Origin of the sequence: Brevibacterium ihuae, assembly GCF_900184225.1 — a bacterium.
In the GTDB taxonomy this organism is placed as follows: Bacteria; Actinomycetota; Actinomycetes; order Actinomycetales; family Brevibacteriaceae; genus Brevibacterium; species Brevibacterium ihuae.
Window position 1 is genome coordinate 1,583,294 of sequence record NZ_FXWZ01000003.1, and the last position, 14,384, is coordinate 1,597,677.

Here is a 14,384-nt window from a genome sequence, read left to right on the forward strand (position 1 = left end):
GCACCCATCCGCTCCCACGTCGACAGACAGGAACACCGAAATGCCACCGAAGTCACGCGGCGGAGCCGTCCGCCGGGCCGGCAAGGGCCCCCGGAAGGGGACCGGCGGCCAGGGCAAGCGCAAGCTCGAGGGCAAGGGGCCCACCCCGCGCGCCGAGGACCGCGTCTACCACAAGGCGCATAAGGAGGCCCAGGCGAAGAAGGCGCGGCAGACCGCGCAGGCCAAGCGCAAGAAGCGCGAGGTCGGTGCCGACGTGGTGGCCGGGCGCAACTCCGTGCTCGAGGCGCTCCGCGCCGGAGTGCCGGCGACGGCGCTCTACGTGGCCCAGCGGATCGACTCCGACGACCGCGTCAGGGAATCGATCGCGCTCGCGGCCGAGCGGGGCATCGCACTCCTCGAGGCGAGCCGGCCGGACCTCGACCGCCTCACCGACGACGCGATCCACCAGGGGCTCGCGCTCCAGGTCCCGCCGTACGAGTACTCCCACCCCGACGACCTCCTCGCGCTCGCTGCGGAGCGCTTCGAGACCCCGCTGCTCGTCGCTCTCGACGGGGTGACCGATCCGCGCAACCTCGGGGCCATCGTCCGCTCGACCGCCGCGTTCGGCGGGCACGGGGTCATCATCCCCGAGCGCCGCTCGGCGAGCATGACCGCGGCGGCCTGGAAGACCTCGGCCGGGGCCGCCTCGCGCATCCCGGTGGCGCGCGTGGTCAACCTCGCGCGCTCGATCCAGGACCTCAAGAAGCAGGGGGTCTTCGTCCTCGGGCTCGACATGGACGGCGACGTCGAGCTCCCCGCCCTCGAGCTCGCGACCGCCCCGGTGTGCATCGTCGTCGGTTCCGAGGGCAAGGGCGTGTCCCGCCTCGTCGGCGACCTGTGCGATCAGATCGTGTCGATACCGATCCAGGCGAGCACCGAATCGCTCAACGCCGGCATCGCGGCAGCCGTCACCCTCTACGAGGTCGCTCGCACCCGCGCCCGGCAGGGCTGACCCGGGCGCCGAGGGTAGGGCCCCTCGGCACCCGCGTCCGGTGTGATCAGCGCACGTCGCGCGGGGGCACCGGGTCGGCACCGGCAGCCGTTCCGTCCGCGGCGGCACCCTGCTTGGGCAGGGCGCCGAGCGACACGGTGATGATCGCGGCCATGATCATCGCTCCCGAGATCACCCACATGCCCGCAGTCTGCGAGCCGGTCGCGTCGGCGAGGAAGCCGGTGATGTACGGGGCGAAGAAGCCCGAGGCGTTGCCCACGGAGTTGATGAGCGCCACGCCCGCGGCCGCGGCCACGCCGGAGAGGAACGCGGTGGGCAGGGGCCAGAACGTCGCGAGCGAGCCCATGACGCCGCACGCGAAGATCGACACGCACACCATCGCAAGGAACGGCGAACCGACGTAGGCCGTGATCGGGATGGTGATCGCGGCGACGATCGACGGAGCGGCGACGTGCCACACGCGCTCGCCGGTGCGGTCGCCGTGGCGGGCCCAGAAGATCATGAACACCGCGGCGAAGGTGAAGGGCACCGCGGTGAGCAGACCCTTCTCCCAGATCGAGTACTCGACGCCGAACCGCTCCTGGAAGCCCTCGATGATCGTCGGCAGGAAGAAGCTGATGGCGTAGAGGCCGTAGACCACGCCGAAGTACACGAACGCGAGGGCCCACACGCGGCCGGCGGTGAGCGACCTGCGCAGCGGCACGTGGTACTTCGCGGCGGTCTCCGACTCCTCGCGCTCCATCTCCGCCTGCAGCCACTGCCGCTCATCGGGGGCGAGCCACTTCGCGTCCTGCGGCCGGTCGGTGAGGAAGAACCAGCAGATGATGCCGAGGAGGATCGCGGGCAGGCCCTCGATGAGGAACATGAACCGCCAGCCGGACATGCCCCACAGCAGCTGGTCGCCGTGCTCGATGAGGAGCGCGGACACCGGGGCGCCGATGACGCTCGACAGCGGGATCGCGACCATGAAGTATGCGACGGCCTTGGCGCGCTCGGACTTGGGGAACCAGAACGTCAGGTAGAGGATGATGCCCGGGAAGAAGCCGGCCTCGGCGATGCCGAGGAGGAACCGGAGGATGATGAGCCACCACTCGCCGGAGATGCCGGCCCAGCTGTCGGTCGGCACGAACGCCATGAGCGCGGCGATCGCACCCCAGGTGACGAGGATGCGGGCGATCCAGCGGCGTGCGCCGAACCGGTGGAGGGCGAGGTTCGACGGCACCTCGAGGAGGAGGTAGCCGGCGAAGAAGACGCCCGAGGCCAGACCGAACATCGTCTGGGTGAGACCGAGCTCGTCATTCATCCCGTTCGGGCCGGCGAAGCCGATGTTCGTCCGGTCGAGGTAGTTGATGAAGTAGAGGAGCCCGAGGAACGGGGTCAGCCGGAGGGCGACCTTGCGCAGGGTCCGCTTGCGCAGCTCGGCATCGTGCGCCGGGCCTGCGGAAGCGGCGGGGGAGGACGAGGACACCGGAGTTCCTTCCTGGGGGGACGATCGACCGTCGACGATGACGATGCGATCGGGTGACCTTGCAAGTTCTACACCCGCGCCCCCGGAGTGTCCACTGGTGAGCGTCGTGTCGTCTCATATGACGGGACACAGGTGACCTGCGGGTAACTTTCGGCGGGGTGGGTGCGACCCGGATCGTGCAGCGGGTTTCGGCTCCCGGCCGACGGGCCCTCACCGGGTGCCGGCACCCGCCCTCGCATCACACGCGGGGGGAGAACCGCCCGTCCTGCGCCATCCAGCCGCCGTCGACGACGAGCGAGTGTCCGGTGACGAAGCTCGAGGCGTCGGAGGCGAGGAACAGCACCGGGCCGGCGATCTCGTGGAGGATGCCCCAGCGGCCCACGGCGGTCTTGTCCGCGTACGCGTTCCACCACTCCTCGTCGGACTTGATCTGCGCGGTGAGCGGGGTCTCGAACGGCCCCGGCAGGATCGAATTGACCCGCACGCCGGAGGGCCCGAGCTCGCTCGCGAGCGCCTTCGTCAGCTGCACGACCCCGGCCTTGGCGGCGGCGTACAGCCCCTGACCGGGCTCGACGACAAGAGCGCGGAACGAGGCGAAGGTGATGATCGATCCCCGGCCGCGCTCGGCCATCTGCGCGCCGAACCCGCGCATGAGGCGGTAGGTGCCCTTGAGGTTGATGTCGATGACCCGGTCGAACTCCTCGTCCGTGGTGGTGAGCATCCGCTTGCGGATGTTGAGACCGGGCGTCATGACGAGGGCGGCGGCATCGGAGTGGGCGGCGACGAGCGCCTCGACGGACTCCGTCGACGTGACGTCGATCGCTGCGGCCTCGGCGGTGCCTCCGCGGCCGGCGATGATGTCGACCGTCTCCGCGGCGCCGGTCTCGTCGAGGTCGGCGCACACGACCCGGGCGCCGGCGTCGGCGAGGCCGAGCGCGGTGGCCCGGCCGAGGCCCGAGGCGGCGCCGACGACGACCGCGGTGGTGCCGGACAGGTCGAACTGACCGGGGATGGAGGGGAAGTCGGCTGCTGCGCTCATGATCGGCCTTTCATCGGGGTGCGTGTCTGCACGGGTCGGTGCGGGCGATGGTCCGTGCGGGTGGTGGTCTCTCCACGTGACTGTATCGCTCCTCGGCCGATTCGGGGCGGCATGATTCCGACCGGTGCAGGTCTCCTCGGGAGGAACAGGGATGAGTCGTCTTCGGGATGAACAGGGATGAGCCCTCCTGCGGACTGCGGCTCCTCCGATCCATGCGGCGGACGCACCCTTCCGGGAACCTCGGCGTCTGCGGGCCGTGTGTGCAACGAGTCGAGATTGCGGCAGGTTGGGAGAGCGGCACGCAGTCGAAACTGCAATGGATTGCGGATTCGTTCTCAGGAACCTTCGGAAATTGCACTCTCGGGGGAGGTGGGGTCGGCGCTGCGGATGGCCTGCAGGGCCTCGGTGCTCGGCTCGCGGAGATAGGACTCCTCGCGACGGTGGTGAGGAAGCACAGTCTCGACGTAGGACCGGATCGCCTCCGGGGTGGACACGTCGCGCCCGGCGTTCTCCGACATGTACCACCGGTGGTCGAGGAACTCGTGGAACAGCTGCGCGGGCTCGAGCCGCTGGGCGGAATCCGCGGGCAGCGTGTCGACCACGGGACGGTACACATCGGCCATCCATGCCTCGGCGGAGGCGAGCTCGTCCGCATCGGCCAGGCCCGTGGCCATCCGGTAGCTGTCGAGGTCGTTGAGCATTCGGCGCGCCTGGTTGTCCTGTGCTCCGATCCCGGTGAGCCGCCGCAGCCGGCGGGTGTGGTGCCCGGGTTCGACGACCTTCGGCTCGATCCGGGTGGTGACCCCGTCGAGGTCGGTCGTCACGGTGAGTTCGCCGAGGTCGAAGCCGAGGTCGTTGAGCCGCCGCACCCGGTCGTCCATCCGCCAGCGCTCGTCCTCGCGGAACTCCTCGCTGCCGGTGAGCTCCTGCCACAGCGCGCGGTAGCGCTCGAGCAGCCGGGTGCTCACCGCGAGAGGGTCGACCGAGGCGTCGACGAGCTCGCCGGCCTGGAGGTCGAGGAAGTCGCCGGCGATGTTCGTCCGCGCGATCTCGAGATCGTGCTCGCGCTGGCCGTCGGACAGCGAGAGGTGGAGCTCCCCGGTCTCCGCATCGACGAGGTAGGCGGCGAAGGCGTCGGCATCGCGCCGGAACAGCGCGTTCGACAGGGACACGTCGCCCCAGAAGAACCCGGCGAGGTGGAGGCGGACGAGGAGGACGGCGAGGGCGTCGACGAGGCGGTCGGCGACGGCCGCTGCGAGGTCCTGGCTGAACAGCGCGCGATACGGCAGCGAGTAGCGCAGGTGCGGGGTGAGCAGCGCACCGGGCAGGTGCTCGCCCTCAGGGGTGCACCGTTCGGTGACGTGGCCGAGCGGGGCGACCGCGGGCACGTCGAGCCGGACGAGCGCGCGGAGCATCTCGTGCTCGCGCTCGGCCACCGGGTCCTCGGTCTCCTTGACGGCGACGACCTCGCCGGCGAGCTCGACGAACCGCACGACATGCCGGGAGATGCCGCGCGGCAGGCCGACGAGCAGATCCTTGGGCCAGTCGGCCACCGGGGTGCGCCACGGCAGGGTCGCGATCGCGCTGCCCAGGCGTTCGGCGGTGATGAACATGGAGCCATCATCGCAGGATCGGGCCGTCGCGTCCGGGGTGCGGGCGCGATCCCGGGTCTCAGATCCGGCGGGAGAGCTCCTCGGGGGAGTGCACCCCGACGACGCGGCCCTTCTCGAGCAGCGCGATCCGGTCCGCCACCGCCACCGCGTCCTCCGCGGACTTCGTGGCGTAGAGCGTGGTGATGCCGAGGTCCTGCTGCAGGGTCCGGATCTGATCGCGGGTGGTGTCGTGGACGGCGGGGGCGAGGTTGGCGAGCGGCTCGTCCATGACGAACACCCGCGGGTTGCGCACGAGGGCGCGGGCGAGCGCGACCTTCTGGCGCTGCAGGCCGTCGAGATCGTCGTGCCGGGCGCGGAGCACCGCGCCGAGCCCCAGCCGGGCCGCCGCATCGCTCACCCGCCGGTCGATCTCGTCCTCGCTGATCCCGCTGAGCCGGAGCGCGAAGCCCATGTTCTCCGCCACGTCCATGTGGGGGTAGAGCGCGTAGTTCTCGAACGCCATCGTGACGTCGCGATCGCCCGGCGGCACCGTCGTGACGTCCTGGCCGTCGATCTCGATCGTCCCCCGCGAGGGTCGCTCGGTGCCGTGGATCATCCGCAGGATCGTCGACTTGCCGCTGCCGGCGGGTCCGAGGAGGACGAGGAACTCGCCGTCGTGGACGCGGAACGACACCCCGTCGACCGCGGCGGTCGAGGTCGCCGGGTAGCGGTGGCTGACATCGGTCAGGGTGACCGTGGACATGCGGGCGGGTCTCCTCACAGGGTGGCTGATGCTCTCGATCCTATCGGAGCCGAACCCCATCGTTGCAGGTGGCCGGGGGTGCAGGATGGTCCGGGGGAGGGCTGTCGGGTCCACCGTAGGATAGGCGCATGAGAGTTCGCCTGGAAGACGTCGCGGCCGCCGCCGAGGTCTCCGTCACCACGGTGTCACGGGTGCTCTCCGGGCGCGGCACGGTCGCCGCGGCCACGCGCGAGCGGGTGCACCGCGCACTCGAGAGGGTGGGCTACACGCGCTCGACGCTGCTGCGGCCGAGCCCCGCCCGGCTCGTCGTCGTCGGGGCGCCCGAGGCCCCCGAGCACTGGCAGCTCGATGTGTGCAACGGGGTGGCCGACCGGCTCCAGGCCGAGGGCCTCCTCACCGCCCCGGTGTTCCTCGGTTCCGACCTCGCCGACGTCCGCGCCTGCATCGCCGCCGGTGCCGCAGCGGTGGTGACCCCGACCTTCACCGAGCTCGACGTCGACGTCCCGGTGGTGCGCTTCGCCGAGGCGGCGGTCCGGGCCGAGGCGCCCCGGCCGGCCGGCGGGACGCGGGTCGGCGGCGAATGGGTCGCCGCCCACATCGACCTCACCGGCGGCCTCACCCTCGCCTTCGAGCACCTGAGCGCGCTCGGGCACCGGCGGATCGGCCTCGTGTGCAACGAATCCGGCGCGCTCGCCCGGCAGCTCGAGGAGCGCTTCCTCGCCGAGCACCCGGTGCGCGGCCTCACCTCGCGCCTCGACGAATGGATCGCCGCGGTGCCCAAGTCGTACTCCGGCGGGATCGAGGCGGCGACCCGCCTGCGCGACGCCACGTGCACCGCGCTCATCGTGCAGAGCGCGCTCCAGCTCTACGGGGTCTTCGCCGCGATGCGGCAGCGCCGGCTCGTCGTCCCGCGCGACCTCTCGGTGGTGGGCTTCGGCGACTCGTCGACGATGCGCTACACCGCGCCGCCGGCCACCGTGCTCGGCCTCGACAACCCGGGGATGACCCAGGCCCTCGTCGCCGGGGTCCGCACCGTGCTCGACCTGCCGGGCGAGGGGATGCGCTCGGTGCCGCCGACCTACCGGCCCCGGCTGCTCGCCCGCGCGTCGACCGCGGCGGCCCGCTCATGATGCGCACGGACGTCTCCCTCAACCGGATCGCGGAGCTGTCGGGTCTCTCCGCCTCGACGGTATCCCGGGTGCTCCGCGACCGCCCCGGGGTCTCCGCGGAGGCCCGGCGGGCGGTCGAGGTGGCGCTCCGCACGCTCGGCGTCGCGAGCGCCCTGCCGGAGGACTCGCCCGCCGTCGTCGCGGTGGTTCAGGCCGAGGTCACCGGCGCCGACGTCGACCCCTTCGAGACCCTCTACCTCGAGACCGTCCGTCGGATCTACCGGGTGGGCAAGGTCGCGCTGCGGGTGACGACCGGGCCCGAGCTCCCCTCGCCAGCGACCCGGCTCCAGGAGTTCGGGGTGGCCGGCGCGGTGGTGCTCGGCGGGCAGTCGGCCGGGCCGGAGGCCAAGCGCCTCGCGGCGCTCAACGTCCCGGTCGTCCGGGTGTCGAACGCCCGCCACGAAGGCACCGGCCAGATCGTCCTCGATGCCTCGCAGGGCATTGACACCGCGGTGAGGCACCTCGTCCACCTGGGACACCGGCGGATCGGCATCGCGGTGCCGGAGGACTCCGCGGCTGCGAACCGGGTGGCCGCCTACCGGCGGTCGATGGCGGACCTCCTCCACATCGCGGCGACCCGGGACCAGGCTCCGGTGGCGCAGGCCGGCCCGGGCATCCTCGCCGGAGCGCAGGCCGCGGACGGTCTGCTCCGCGCGAACTGCTCGGCGGTCATCAGCTGCTCGCCCGCGCTGACATTCGGGGTGCTCGAATCGGCGCGCCGCCTCGGCCTCGACGTGCCGCAGGACCTCTCGCTCCTCACCGTGGGGGAGATGCCCGACGCCGATGTCGTCCACCCTCCGCTCTCGCAGGTGACCTTCGACTGGGGCCGGCTCGCGCAGACGGCGATCAGCGAGCTCGAGCGGCTCATGGCCGGCGCGGGTACGCTCCCGGACTACTCGGTGGCCCCGGAGCTCGTGCTCCGCTCCTCCGAGCTGCCGGTCCGCACGCGGTAGTCACCGCTCGGTGGGTCAGTGCCGGCTGGGTCCGCACTCGTGGGGCCGGCGACCGAGGGGCCATCACCCGCGGGCCGCTCCGTCGGCGGGAGCCTCAGCTGCCGGCGAGGGCGGCGGAGCGCTCCGCGGCGAGCCGGGTGAGGAGCGCGGCGACCGCCTCGGGCGAGGCGATCCGCGCGCGGGCGCACGTGTCCGCGGTGCCGACCCGGATGCTCAGGCCCTCATAGCCGCCCTCCCGGCGGGCATCGAGGTGGGCGAAGGCGTCCTCGTCGGTGGTGTCGTCGCCGATGTAGAGCGCGGCCGTCGCCCCGGTGTGGTCGATCATGAGGTCGAGGCCGTCGCCCTTGGTGTGCATCCGCACCCCGAACTCGATCATGTCGTGGCCGTCGAGCGAGCGCAGCTCGGGGTTGTCCTCGGCGAACCGGCGGAGTTCGGCGGCGAAGAACTCGGTGCGCTCCGGCGAGCAGCCGCGGGTGTGGAAGGTCCGGCCGAGCGGCTTGCGCTCGACGCGCAGCTCGCCGTGCCCGGTATCCGGCGTGGCGGCGGTGATCCGCTCGAACTCCGCGTCGAGCGCGTCGAGCAGGGTGCGCTCCGCCGGCGTGGGCGCGGCGGAGTAGCGGTACGGGTCGGCGGGGTCGGCCGAGGCCTCGGTACCGCCGCTGAGGTCCTGCTCGACGCCGTGCGAGCCGACGAAGAGCACCGGGCCGGGTGCCCGGCTCAGCTCCTTGAGCGCGGCGACGTCGCGCCCGGAGATGTAGCCGACAGCGGTCTCCGGCAGGGCGGCGAGCGCCTCGACCGCCTCCGCCGACTCCGGCACCGGGGCCGAGGTCGCCGGATCGTCCTGGAGAGGCGCAATGACCCCGTCGAAGTCGAGGGCGACGAGGAGCCGCCGGGTGCGGGCGAGCGCCCGGATGTCGACGTCGGCGGGATCCTGCAGGGGCGGGCAGAGCCCGGGACCGGACGCCGCGGTCATCGGCGGCGCTCCTCCGGCTCGGTGGGCTCGGGCGGCTCCTTCGCCTCGGCGGCCTCCCAGCGGCGCATGTCCTTGTCGTCGTCGAGCGCCTCGAGCGTGTCGAGGAACGTCTGCGACCACGAATGCACGTCGTCGCGGAACAGCCGGCGGCGCAGCGTGCGCATCCGGCGCCGGCGGTCGGCCGGCGGCATCTCGACAGCGCGCACGATGTTCGCCTTGAGCCCGTCGATGTCGTGCGGATTGACGAGCACCGCCTGGTTCATGTGGTCGGCGGCCCCGGCGAACTCGGAGAGGACGAGGACGCCGTCCTCCCCTATGCGGCAGGCGACGTACTCCTTGGCGACGAGGTTCATCCCGTCGCGCAGCGCGGTGACGAGGAGGACGTCGGCGGCGAGGTAGAGCGCAGTCATCTCCGAGCGCGGATAGGAGTGGTGGAAGTAGTGGATCACCGTCGTCCCGAGGTCGGAGAACTCGCCGTTGATGCGTCCCACGGCGAGCTCGACGTCGGTGCGGATCTGCTGGTACTGCTCGATCCGCTCGCGGCTCGGGGTGGCGATCTGGACGAGGGTGACCTCGCCGGGGTCGATCGACCCGTCGGCGAGCAGCTCGCCCCACGCCTTGAGCCGGTGGCGGATGCCCTTCGTGTAGTCGAGGCGGTCGACGCCGAGCACGAGGGTCTCCGGGTCGCCGAGCTCGGCGCGGATCTCCCGCGCCCGGGCGACGGTCTGCGGATCGCGGGCTGCGGAGTCGAGCGCCTGCGCGTCGACGGAGATCGGGAACGCGCGCGCCTCAGCGATGTGCTCCCCGGTGCCCGCCTCCTCCGACGCCGGCACCCGGATCTGGCTCGCCTTCGTCGTGAAGCCGGCGTGGATGCGGGCCGCCCGGCGGAAGTTCGCCGCGTCGGCCGGCCGCTGGAAGCCGATGAGGTCGGCGCCGAGCAGGCCGTGGAGGATCTGCGAGCGCCACGGGAGCTGCGCGAACAGCTCGGCGGGCGGGAACGGGATGTGGTTGAAGAACCCGATCGACACGTCCGGGCGCAGGGCGCGCACGAGTGCCGGTACGAGCTGGAGCTGGTAGTCGTGGACCCACACGGTGGCGCCCGCGGCGGCGGTCCGCGCGGCCGCCTCGGCGAAGCGGGTGTTGACCTGCAGATAGCTCTCCCACCAGGTGCGGTGGAACTCCGGGGCGACGATGACGTCGTGGTAGAGCGGCCACAGCGTGGCATTGGAGAAGCCCTCGTAGTAGCTGACGATCTCGTCCGAGCTCAGCGTGAGCGGCACGAGGTGCATGCCGTCGATGTCAAAGGGCTCGATCTCCTCGTCGGGGATCCCGGCCCAGCCGATCCAGGCGCCGTCGTTGGCCTGCATGACCGGTGCGAGGGCGGTGACGAGACCGCCGGGCGAGGTCGCCCATTCAGGCTCCGGCCCGGCGCTCACGCGGTCGACGGGGAGGCGGTTGGCGACGACGACGAAATCGGCGCCGTCGGGCGGGGGAGGGAGGGAAGAGGTGCTGGTTTCCTGATCGGCCGGTGTGCGTGTCACAGTGCTCCTCGGATTGAACCTCTGTCAGGAGAGACTCTACTCTCTCACGTAATGTGGATGAGGTGATGATGGAAGAACTGGGCGGCTACCGCCTGCTCGAGCAGCTGGGCTCCGGCGGCATGGGCGTCGTGTATCTCGCGGTGGACGGGGAGAACAATCCCGTCGCCGTCAAGGTCCTCCATTCGCACATCGCCAACGACGAGACCTCCCGCAAGCGGCTCGCTCGCGAGGTCCGCACGCTGCGCCGGATCAAGCACCCCCGGATCGCCGAGGTGCTCGACGCGGAGCTCGAATCGGAGCAGCCCTTCATCGTCACCGAGTTCGTCGACGGTATGACGCTGTCCGACGACGTCAAGGAGAACGGCCCCTTCGCCGAGGACGAGCTCGTCCACTTCGGCCACGCGCTGCTCGATGCCCTCAACGCCGTGCACTCCGCCGGGGTCATCCACCGCGACCTCAAGCCCGCGAACATCATGATCATGGACGGCGAGCCGATGGTCATCGACTTCGGCATCGCGCAGGCCGCCGACGAGGTCAAGGTCACCGCGACCGGTCTCGTCATGGGCACCCCGGGGTACCTGAGCCCGGAGATCGCCGACGGCAAGGCCTCGAGCGAGAAGACCGACTGGTGGGGGTGGGCGGCCTCGATGGCGTTCGCCGCCACCGGCACCAACCCCTACGGCTCGGGACCGCTCGAGGCGGTCCTCGGCCGGGTCGCGATGGGTCGGGCGAATCTCGACGGCGCCCCGGCGCTGTTCGTCCCCCTCCTGCGGGCATGCCTCGACCCGAAGCCGGAGCGCCGCCCCTCGGGCTCGATGATCCTCGACGCGCTCGTCGACATCGAGTCCGGACGCATGCCCTCGCTCGGCGGCCCGGTGCGGCAGGGCCCCGGTGCCGGGTCGTCCGCCGCCCCGGTCGGACCCTCGGGCACCGCGGTGATGCCGGCGGTGGCCGCCGGAGCCGGGTACCCCGGCGCCCCGGGGCACGTGCCGGGCGCCCACGGCGTGCCACGCCAGTCGCACCAGGGTCAGCGGCCGGTCCAGCAGCCCGGAACCCATCCGGGGGCCGGGCAGTACGGATCCGCGCCGCCCGTCCATCAGCAGGCACCGGTCCCCGGCGGGCCCCGGCCCTATGGTCCGCTCGGCATCGACCCGCGCCCGCGGCCCGGTGCGCCGGGTCAGATGCAGGGCATGCAGCAGGGCATGCCGCCGGGACAGGGATACGGCCGGCCGCAGCAGGCGGGGATGCAGCAGGGGCGGCTCGTGCCGCCCGGACGACCCCGTCCCTCGCGCCTCGGCGGCGCGTGGGCGGTGCTCGCCCTCAACCTCCTCGCGATCGCGCTCACGCCGCTCGGACCGTTCATCATGCTCATCGCGACGTATATCTGGCAGGTCATCGCCCGCACGGCCGGGTCGATGGCGCGCACCCGCAACTGGCGGCAGTTCGAGCGCGGGCCGGGCTCGGTGAGCCTGTGGTCCTCGGTCGGCTCGATGCCCGGGGCGCTGCTCGGCGCGCTCTTCGTCTCCCTGTTCTGCCTCATCCTCCCGCTCATCGCCGCCGGGGCGATCGCGATCCTCATGCGCCTCGACGTGCTCGGGATCGTGCCGGGCGGCAGCTCCGAGGCCTGGGCGCTGTGGGCGGCCGCGCTCGCGTCCGCGGTCGTGCTGTGGCTCGGTCCCGGATCGGCGAACCTCCGGCACGGCTCCCGGGTGCTGCTGAGCCCGATCACGCGCTCCTCGACCGGCGAATGGATCGCGACCGCGATCCTCGGCGTGCTCGTCGTCCTCGCGGTCATCACCGTCCTCACCGGAGGTTCGGTGACGTGGTGGCCCTCCCCGGCCAATCCCTTCGGCCTCATCCCGGAGCCGCAGTTCCCGTGAGCGACGCCGCGTGAGCGCGGTCGGGGCCTGCTGAGCCCTGCCGCAGTTCCGTGAGCGCGACTGGGAAGCGGTGAACCCGCAGCGGTTCCGTGTGCGCGGCCGCCGTGCCACCGCGTGCTCCGATCCGGGTGATCCGTCGACGCGAACCTGCGTGATCCGCGACGCGAACCTGCGTGGTTGGTGAACGGCGGGCGGAGCCGGAGGTCGTATCATGGCAGGGCGCCGGAGGGCGCCCGAGACCAGCACCAGCGACACAACGTGAGGGAACATGGCGAAGAACTCCTCGTCCGCGGCCGACCGCAGGCAGGCCGCGCGCGAAAAGGCGCGGCAGATCGCAGAGACGCAGGCCAAGCGCGAGAAGACCGCACGCACGATCCTCTACACCGGGGTGGGCGTCGTGGTGGTCGCGGTTCTCGCCGTCGTGATCTTCCTCATCGTCCAGGCCGCCCAACCGACGCCGGGACCCAAGAACTACACCGCCGGGTCGATCACGCTCGCGAGCGACGGCGAGCAGGTGCAGGCCTACGGTGCCAAGGGCGCCGAGGCGGATGACGCCCCGGCGGACGCGCCGGCGTTCTCCGAGTCCGGCCTCCCGGACACCGCGCCGGTCGTCACCGTGTACCTCGACTTCCAGTGCCCCGGCTGCGCGGGCTTCGAGCAGGCCAACGCCGGAACGCTCGGAAAGCTCGTCGATGAGGGCACGATCGCCGTGGAGTACCAGCCCGTCGCGATCCTCGATGCGAGCTCGCAGGGCAACGAGTACTCGACCCGCTCGGCGAACCTCATGGCCTGCGTGGCCGACAGCGGCCAGACCGACGTCTACATGGATGTCATGAAGACCCTCTTCGACAACCAGCCGGCGCAGGGCGCCAACGGCATGACCGACGAGCAGCTCCTCGAGTTCGCCGAGCAGGCCGGAGTCGACACGAGTGCCCCGACGACGACGCTCGAGGGCGGGCCCTCCGTGCAGGAGTGCGTGGAGAACGTGAGCTTCGACAAGTTCGTCGAGAACACCACGCAGGACGCGCTGAGCGACGGCCTGCAGGGCACCCCGCGCGTGCTCGTCAACGGCGAGGACACCGAGGCCTGGCAGGATCCGGAGGCGTTCGCCACCGAGCTCCTCACCGCCGCCGGCGAGATCGGCTGAGTCGAACCGCGCTCGCGCGGCGGGTTTGGATCCGGCCGGGATCGTGACCGGTGAGGCTGCTTCCGATCGGATTGTGCCGTCCGTCGAGGCGGGTGGTTTAGACTGCTGCAGTCGCCGAACGGGACGCACTGCCGTGCGGACACCCGGGCGGCCCGCCTCCTTAGCTCAGTTGGTAGAGCACCGCTCTTGTAAAGCGAAGGTCGTCAGTTCGAGTCTGACAGGGGGCTCCGGACAGCATGCGGCCCCGGGATCGGAAGGATCCCGGGGCCGTGATGCGTTTCGGGGGAGAGGTGGGGCTCGGAGCTCGGGGTCGGGCCGGCGACGGCACCCGCCGGAGAGTGACGTCACTCACGCGTCAGGGAGCCGATCTCCTGTTCGTCGCCGTTCTTCACCGTCATCGTCGAGCCGTCGATCTCGAGAACCCGCGCCTCGCGCAGCCAGGTATCGACCCCGATGCACGCCTTGAGCGTCGTGGTGAACCGTTCGAGCGTCACCGTGGCCCCGTCCTGCTCGTAGGTGGTACCGATGCCGTTGCACCCGTCGCTGCCGGAGACCTTGCCGTCCTCGGAGAACGTCAGGTGCGGCTCCCCCTTCTCGTCGGAGACCCAGCGGCCGACTACAGTTTCCACGGACTCTTCTCCGTTCGTCGAGGACACGGTTCCGGTACCGCCGCACCCGCCGAGGAGCAGCCCGGTTGTCGTCGCCAGTGCGGCGATCATGGGGATGGGGCGAAACTTCATGCTCCGAGTCTAAGCGGCGCGCGCTCAAGCATGAAGACCTGCCGGGCTGGGGGGCGCGCTGGAAGACCCTGCTCGTCCCTCCTTCCGCCGGTGCCGCGGGGGCGGTCGGTGCCGTGTGCGGTGAGCGG

Annotated in this window: 12 protein-coding genes and 1 tRNA gene; 6 read left to right on the forward strand and 7 right to left on the reverse strand. The window is 71.6% G+C overall.

Going from position 1 to position 14,384, the window contains the following annotated elements:
* Positions 1-40: 40 nt before the first annotated feature.
* Positions 41-991 (forward strand): 23S rRNA (guanosine(2251)-2'-O)-methyltransferase RlmB, encoded by a 951-nt coding sequence (rlmB, locus tag C1A17_RS12425; protein WP_101653269.1) that lies wholly within the window; start codon positions 41-43, stop codon positions 989-991.
* A gap of 46 nt (positions 992-1,037) precedes the next feature.
* On the opposite strand, the gene C1A17_RS12430 is transcribed toward rlmB, so the two are convergent.
* From C1A17_RS12430 to C1A17_RS12445, 4 genes are all read right to left on the reverse strand, one after another.
* Positions 1,038-2,459 carry an MFS transporter gene (locus C1A17_RS12430; RefSeq protein ID WP_245873739.1) on the reverse strand — a complete coding sequence of 474 codons (1,422 nt, stop codon included), beginning with the start codon at positions 2,457-2,459 and terminating at the stop codon, positions 1,038-1,040.
* Positions 2,460-2,697: 238 nt separating this feature from the next.
* The gene (locus C1A17_RS12435; protein ID WP_101653270.1) at positions 2,698-3,498 is read right to left on the reverse strand and encodes an SDR family NAD(P)-dependent oxidoreductase; all 801 of its coding nucleotides are present in this window, start codon (positions 3,496-3,498) and stop codon (positions 2,698-2,700) included.
* Positions 3,499-3,833: 335 nt separating this feature from the next.
* Positions 3,834-5,111: a DUF4032 domain-containing protein gene (locus C1A17_RS12440; RefSeq protein WP_101653271.1), complete on the reverse strand. Its 1,278-nt coding sequence runs from the start codon at positions 5,109-5,111 to the stop codon at positions 3,834-3,836.
* A gap of 58 nt (positions 5,112-5,169) precedes the next feature.
* Positions 5,170-5,853 carry an ABC transporter ATP-binding protein gene (locus tag C1A17_RS12445; protein ID WP_180953327.1) on the reverse strand — a complete coding sequence of 228 codons (684 nt, stop codon included), beginning with the start codon at positions 5,851-5,853 and terminating at the stop codon, positions 5,170-5,172.
* Between the two features lie 128 nt (positions 5,854-5,981).
* On the opposite strand from C1A17_RS12445, the gene C1A17_RS12450 reads away from it, so the two are divergent.
* Both C1A17_RS12450 and C1A17_RS12455 read left to right on the forward strand, forming a co-directional pair.
* Positions 5,982-6,983, forward strand: a complete 1,002-nt coding sequence (locus C1A17_RS12450) for a LacI family DNA-binding transcriptional regulator (RefSeq protein ID WP_101653273.1) — start codon at positions 5,982-5,984, stop codon at positions 6,981-6,983.
* Positions 6,980-7,975, forward strand: a complete 996-nt coding sequence (locus C1A17_RS12455; RefSeq protein WP_101653274.1) for a LacI family DNA-binding transcriptional regulator — start codon at positions 6,980-6,982, stop codon at positions 7,973-7,975. Before C1A17_RS12450 ends, C1A17_RS12455 begins: the two co-directional genes overlap by 4 nt.
* Before the next feature lie 94 nt (positions 7,976-8,069).
* Here the strand turns inward: C1A17_RS12455 and otsB are convergent, their stop codons facing one another.
* Together otsB and C1A17_RS12465 are read right to left on the reverse strand one after the other, a co-directional pair.
* Positions 8,070-8,948 carry a trehalose-phosphatase gene (otsB, locus tag C1A17_RS12460; protein WP_101653275.1) on the reverse strand — a complete coding sequence of 293 codons (879 nt, stop codon included), beginning with the start codon at positions 8,946-8,948 and terminating at the stop codon, positions 8,070-8,072.
* Complete coding sequence (locus C1A17_RS12465; RefSeq protein WP_101653276.1) at positions 8,945-10,489, reverse strand: alpha,alpha-trehalose-phosphate synthase (UDP-forming); 1,545 nt, start codon at positions 10,487-10,489, stop codon at positions 8,945-8,947. The genes otsB and C1A17_RS12465 overlap by 4 nt, the downstream gene beginning before the upstream one ends.
* Positions 10,490-10,554: 65 nt before the next feature.
* On the opposite strand from C1A17_RS12465, the gene C1A17_RS12470 reads away from it, so the two are divergent.
* The 3 genes from C1A17_RS12470 (at position 10,555) to C1A17_RS12480 (ending at position 13,743) form a co-directional block, all read left to right on the forward strand.
* On the forward strand, positions 10,555-12,369 hold the full coding sequence (locus C1A17_RS12470; protein ID WP_101653277.1) for a serine/threonine-protein kinase: 1,815 nt from the start codon (positions 10,555-10,557) through the stop codon (positions 12,367-12,369).
* Between the two features lie 268 nt (positions 12,370-12,637).
* Positions 12,638-13,516 (forward strand): DsbA family protein, encoded by an 879-nt coding sequence (locus C1A17_RS12475; protein ID WP_101653278.1) that lies wholly within the window; start codon positions 12,638-12,640, stop codon positions 13,514-13,516.
* Positions 13,517-13,670: 154 nt separating this feature from the next.
* Positions 13,671-13,743, forward strand: a tRNA-Thr gene (locus tag C1A17_RS12480).
* Positions 13,744-13,860: 117 nt separating this feature from the next.
* On the opposite strand, the gene C1A17_RS12485 is transcribed toward C1A17_RS12480, so the two are convergent.
* On the reverse strand, positions 13,861-14,256 hold the full coding sequence (locus C1A17_RS12485; RefSeq protein ID WP_101653279.1) for an META domain-containing protein: 396 nt from the start codon (positions 14,254-14,256) through the stop codon (positions 13,861-13,863).
* Between the last annotated feature and the right edge of the window lie 128 nt (positions 14,257-14,384).

Bases quoted from the DNA above. Each gene is read 5' to 3' on its own strand.
- C1A17_RS12440 (WP_101653271.1), bottom strand. From the start codon at position 5,111: ATGTTCATCACCGCCGAACGCCTGGGCAGCGCGATCGCGACCCTGCCG.
- C1A17_RS12455 (WP_101653274.1), top strand. From the start codon at position 6,980: ATGATGCGCACGGACGTCTCCCTCAACCGGATCGCGGAGCTGTCGGGT.
- C1A17_RS12470 (WP_101653277.1), top strand. From the start codon at position 10,555: ATGATGGAAGAACTGGGCGGCTACCGCCTGCTCGAGCAGCTGGGCTCC.
- rlmB (WP_101653269.1), top strand. From the start codon at position 41: ATGCCACCGAAGTCACGCGGCGGAGCCGTCCGCCGGGCCGGCAAGGGC.
- C1A17_RS12450 (WP_101653273.1), top strand. From the start codon at position 5,982: ATGAGAGTTCGCCTGGAAGACGTCGCGGCCGCCGCCGAGGTCTCCGTC.
- C1A17_RS12475 (WP_101653278.1), top strand. From the start codon at position 12,638: ATGGCGAAGAACTCCTCGTCCGCGGCCGACCGCAGGCAGGCCGCGCGC.
- C1A17_RS12485 (WP_101653279.1), bottom strand. From the start codon at position 14,256: ATGAAGTTTCGCCCCATCCCCATGATCGCCGCACTGGCGACGACAACC.
- otsB (WP_101653275.1), bottom strand. From the start codon at position 8,948: ATGACCGCGGCGTCCGGTCCCGGGCTCTGCCCGCCCCTGCAGGATCCC.
- C1A17_RS12435 (WP_101653270.1), bottom strand. From the start codon at position 3,498: ATGAGCGCAGCAGCCGACTTCCCCTCCATCCCCGGTCAGTTCGACCTG.
- C1A17_RS12445 (WP_180953327.1), bottom strand. From the start codon at position 5,853: ATGTCCACGGTCACCCTGACCGATGTCAGCCACCGCTACCCGGCGACC.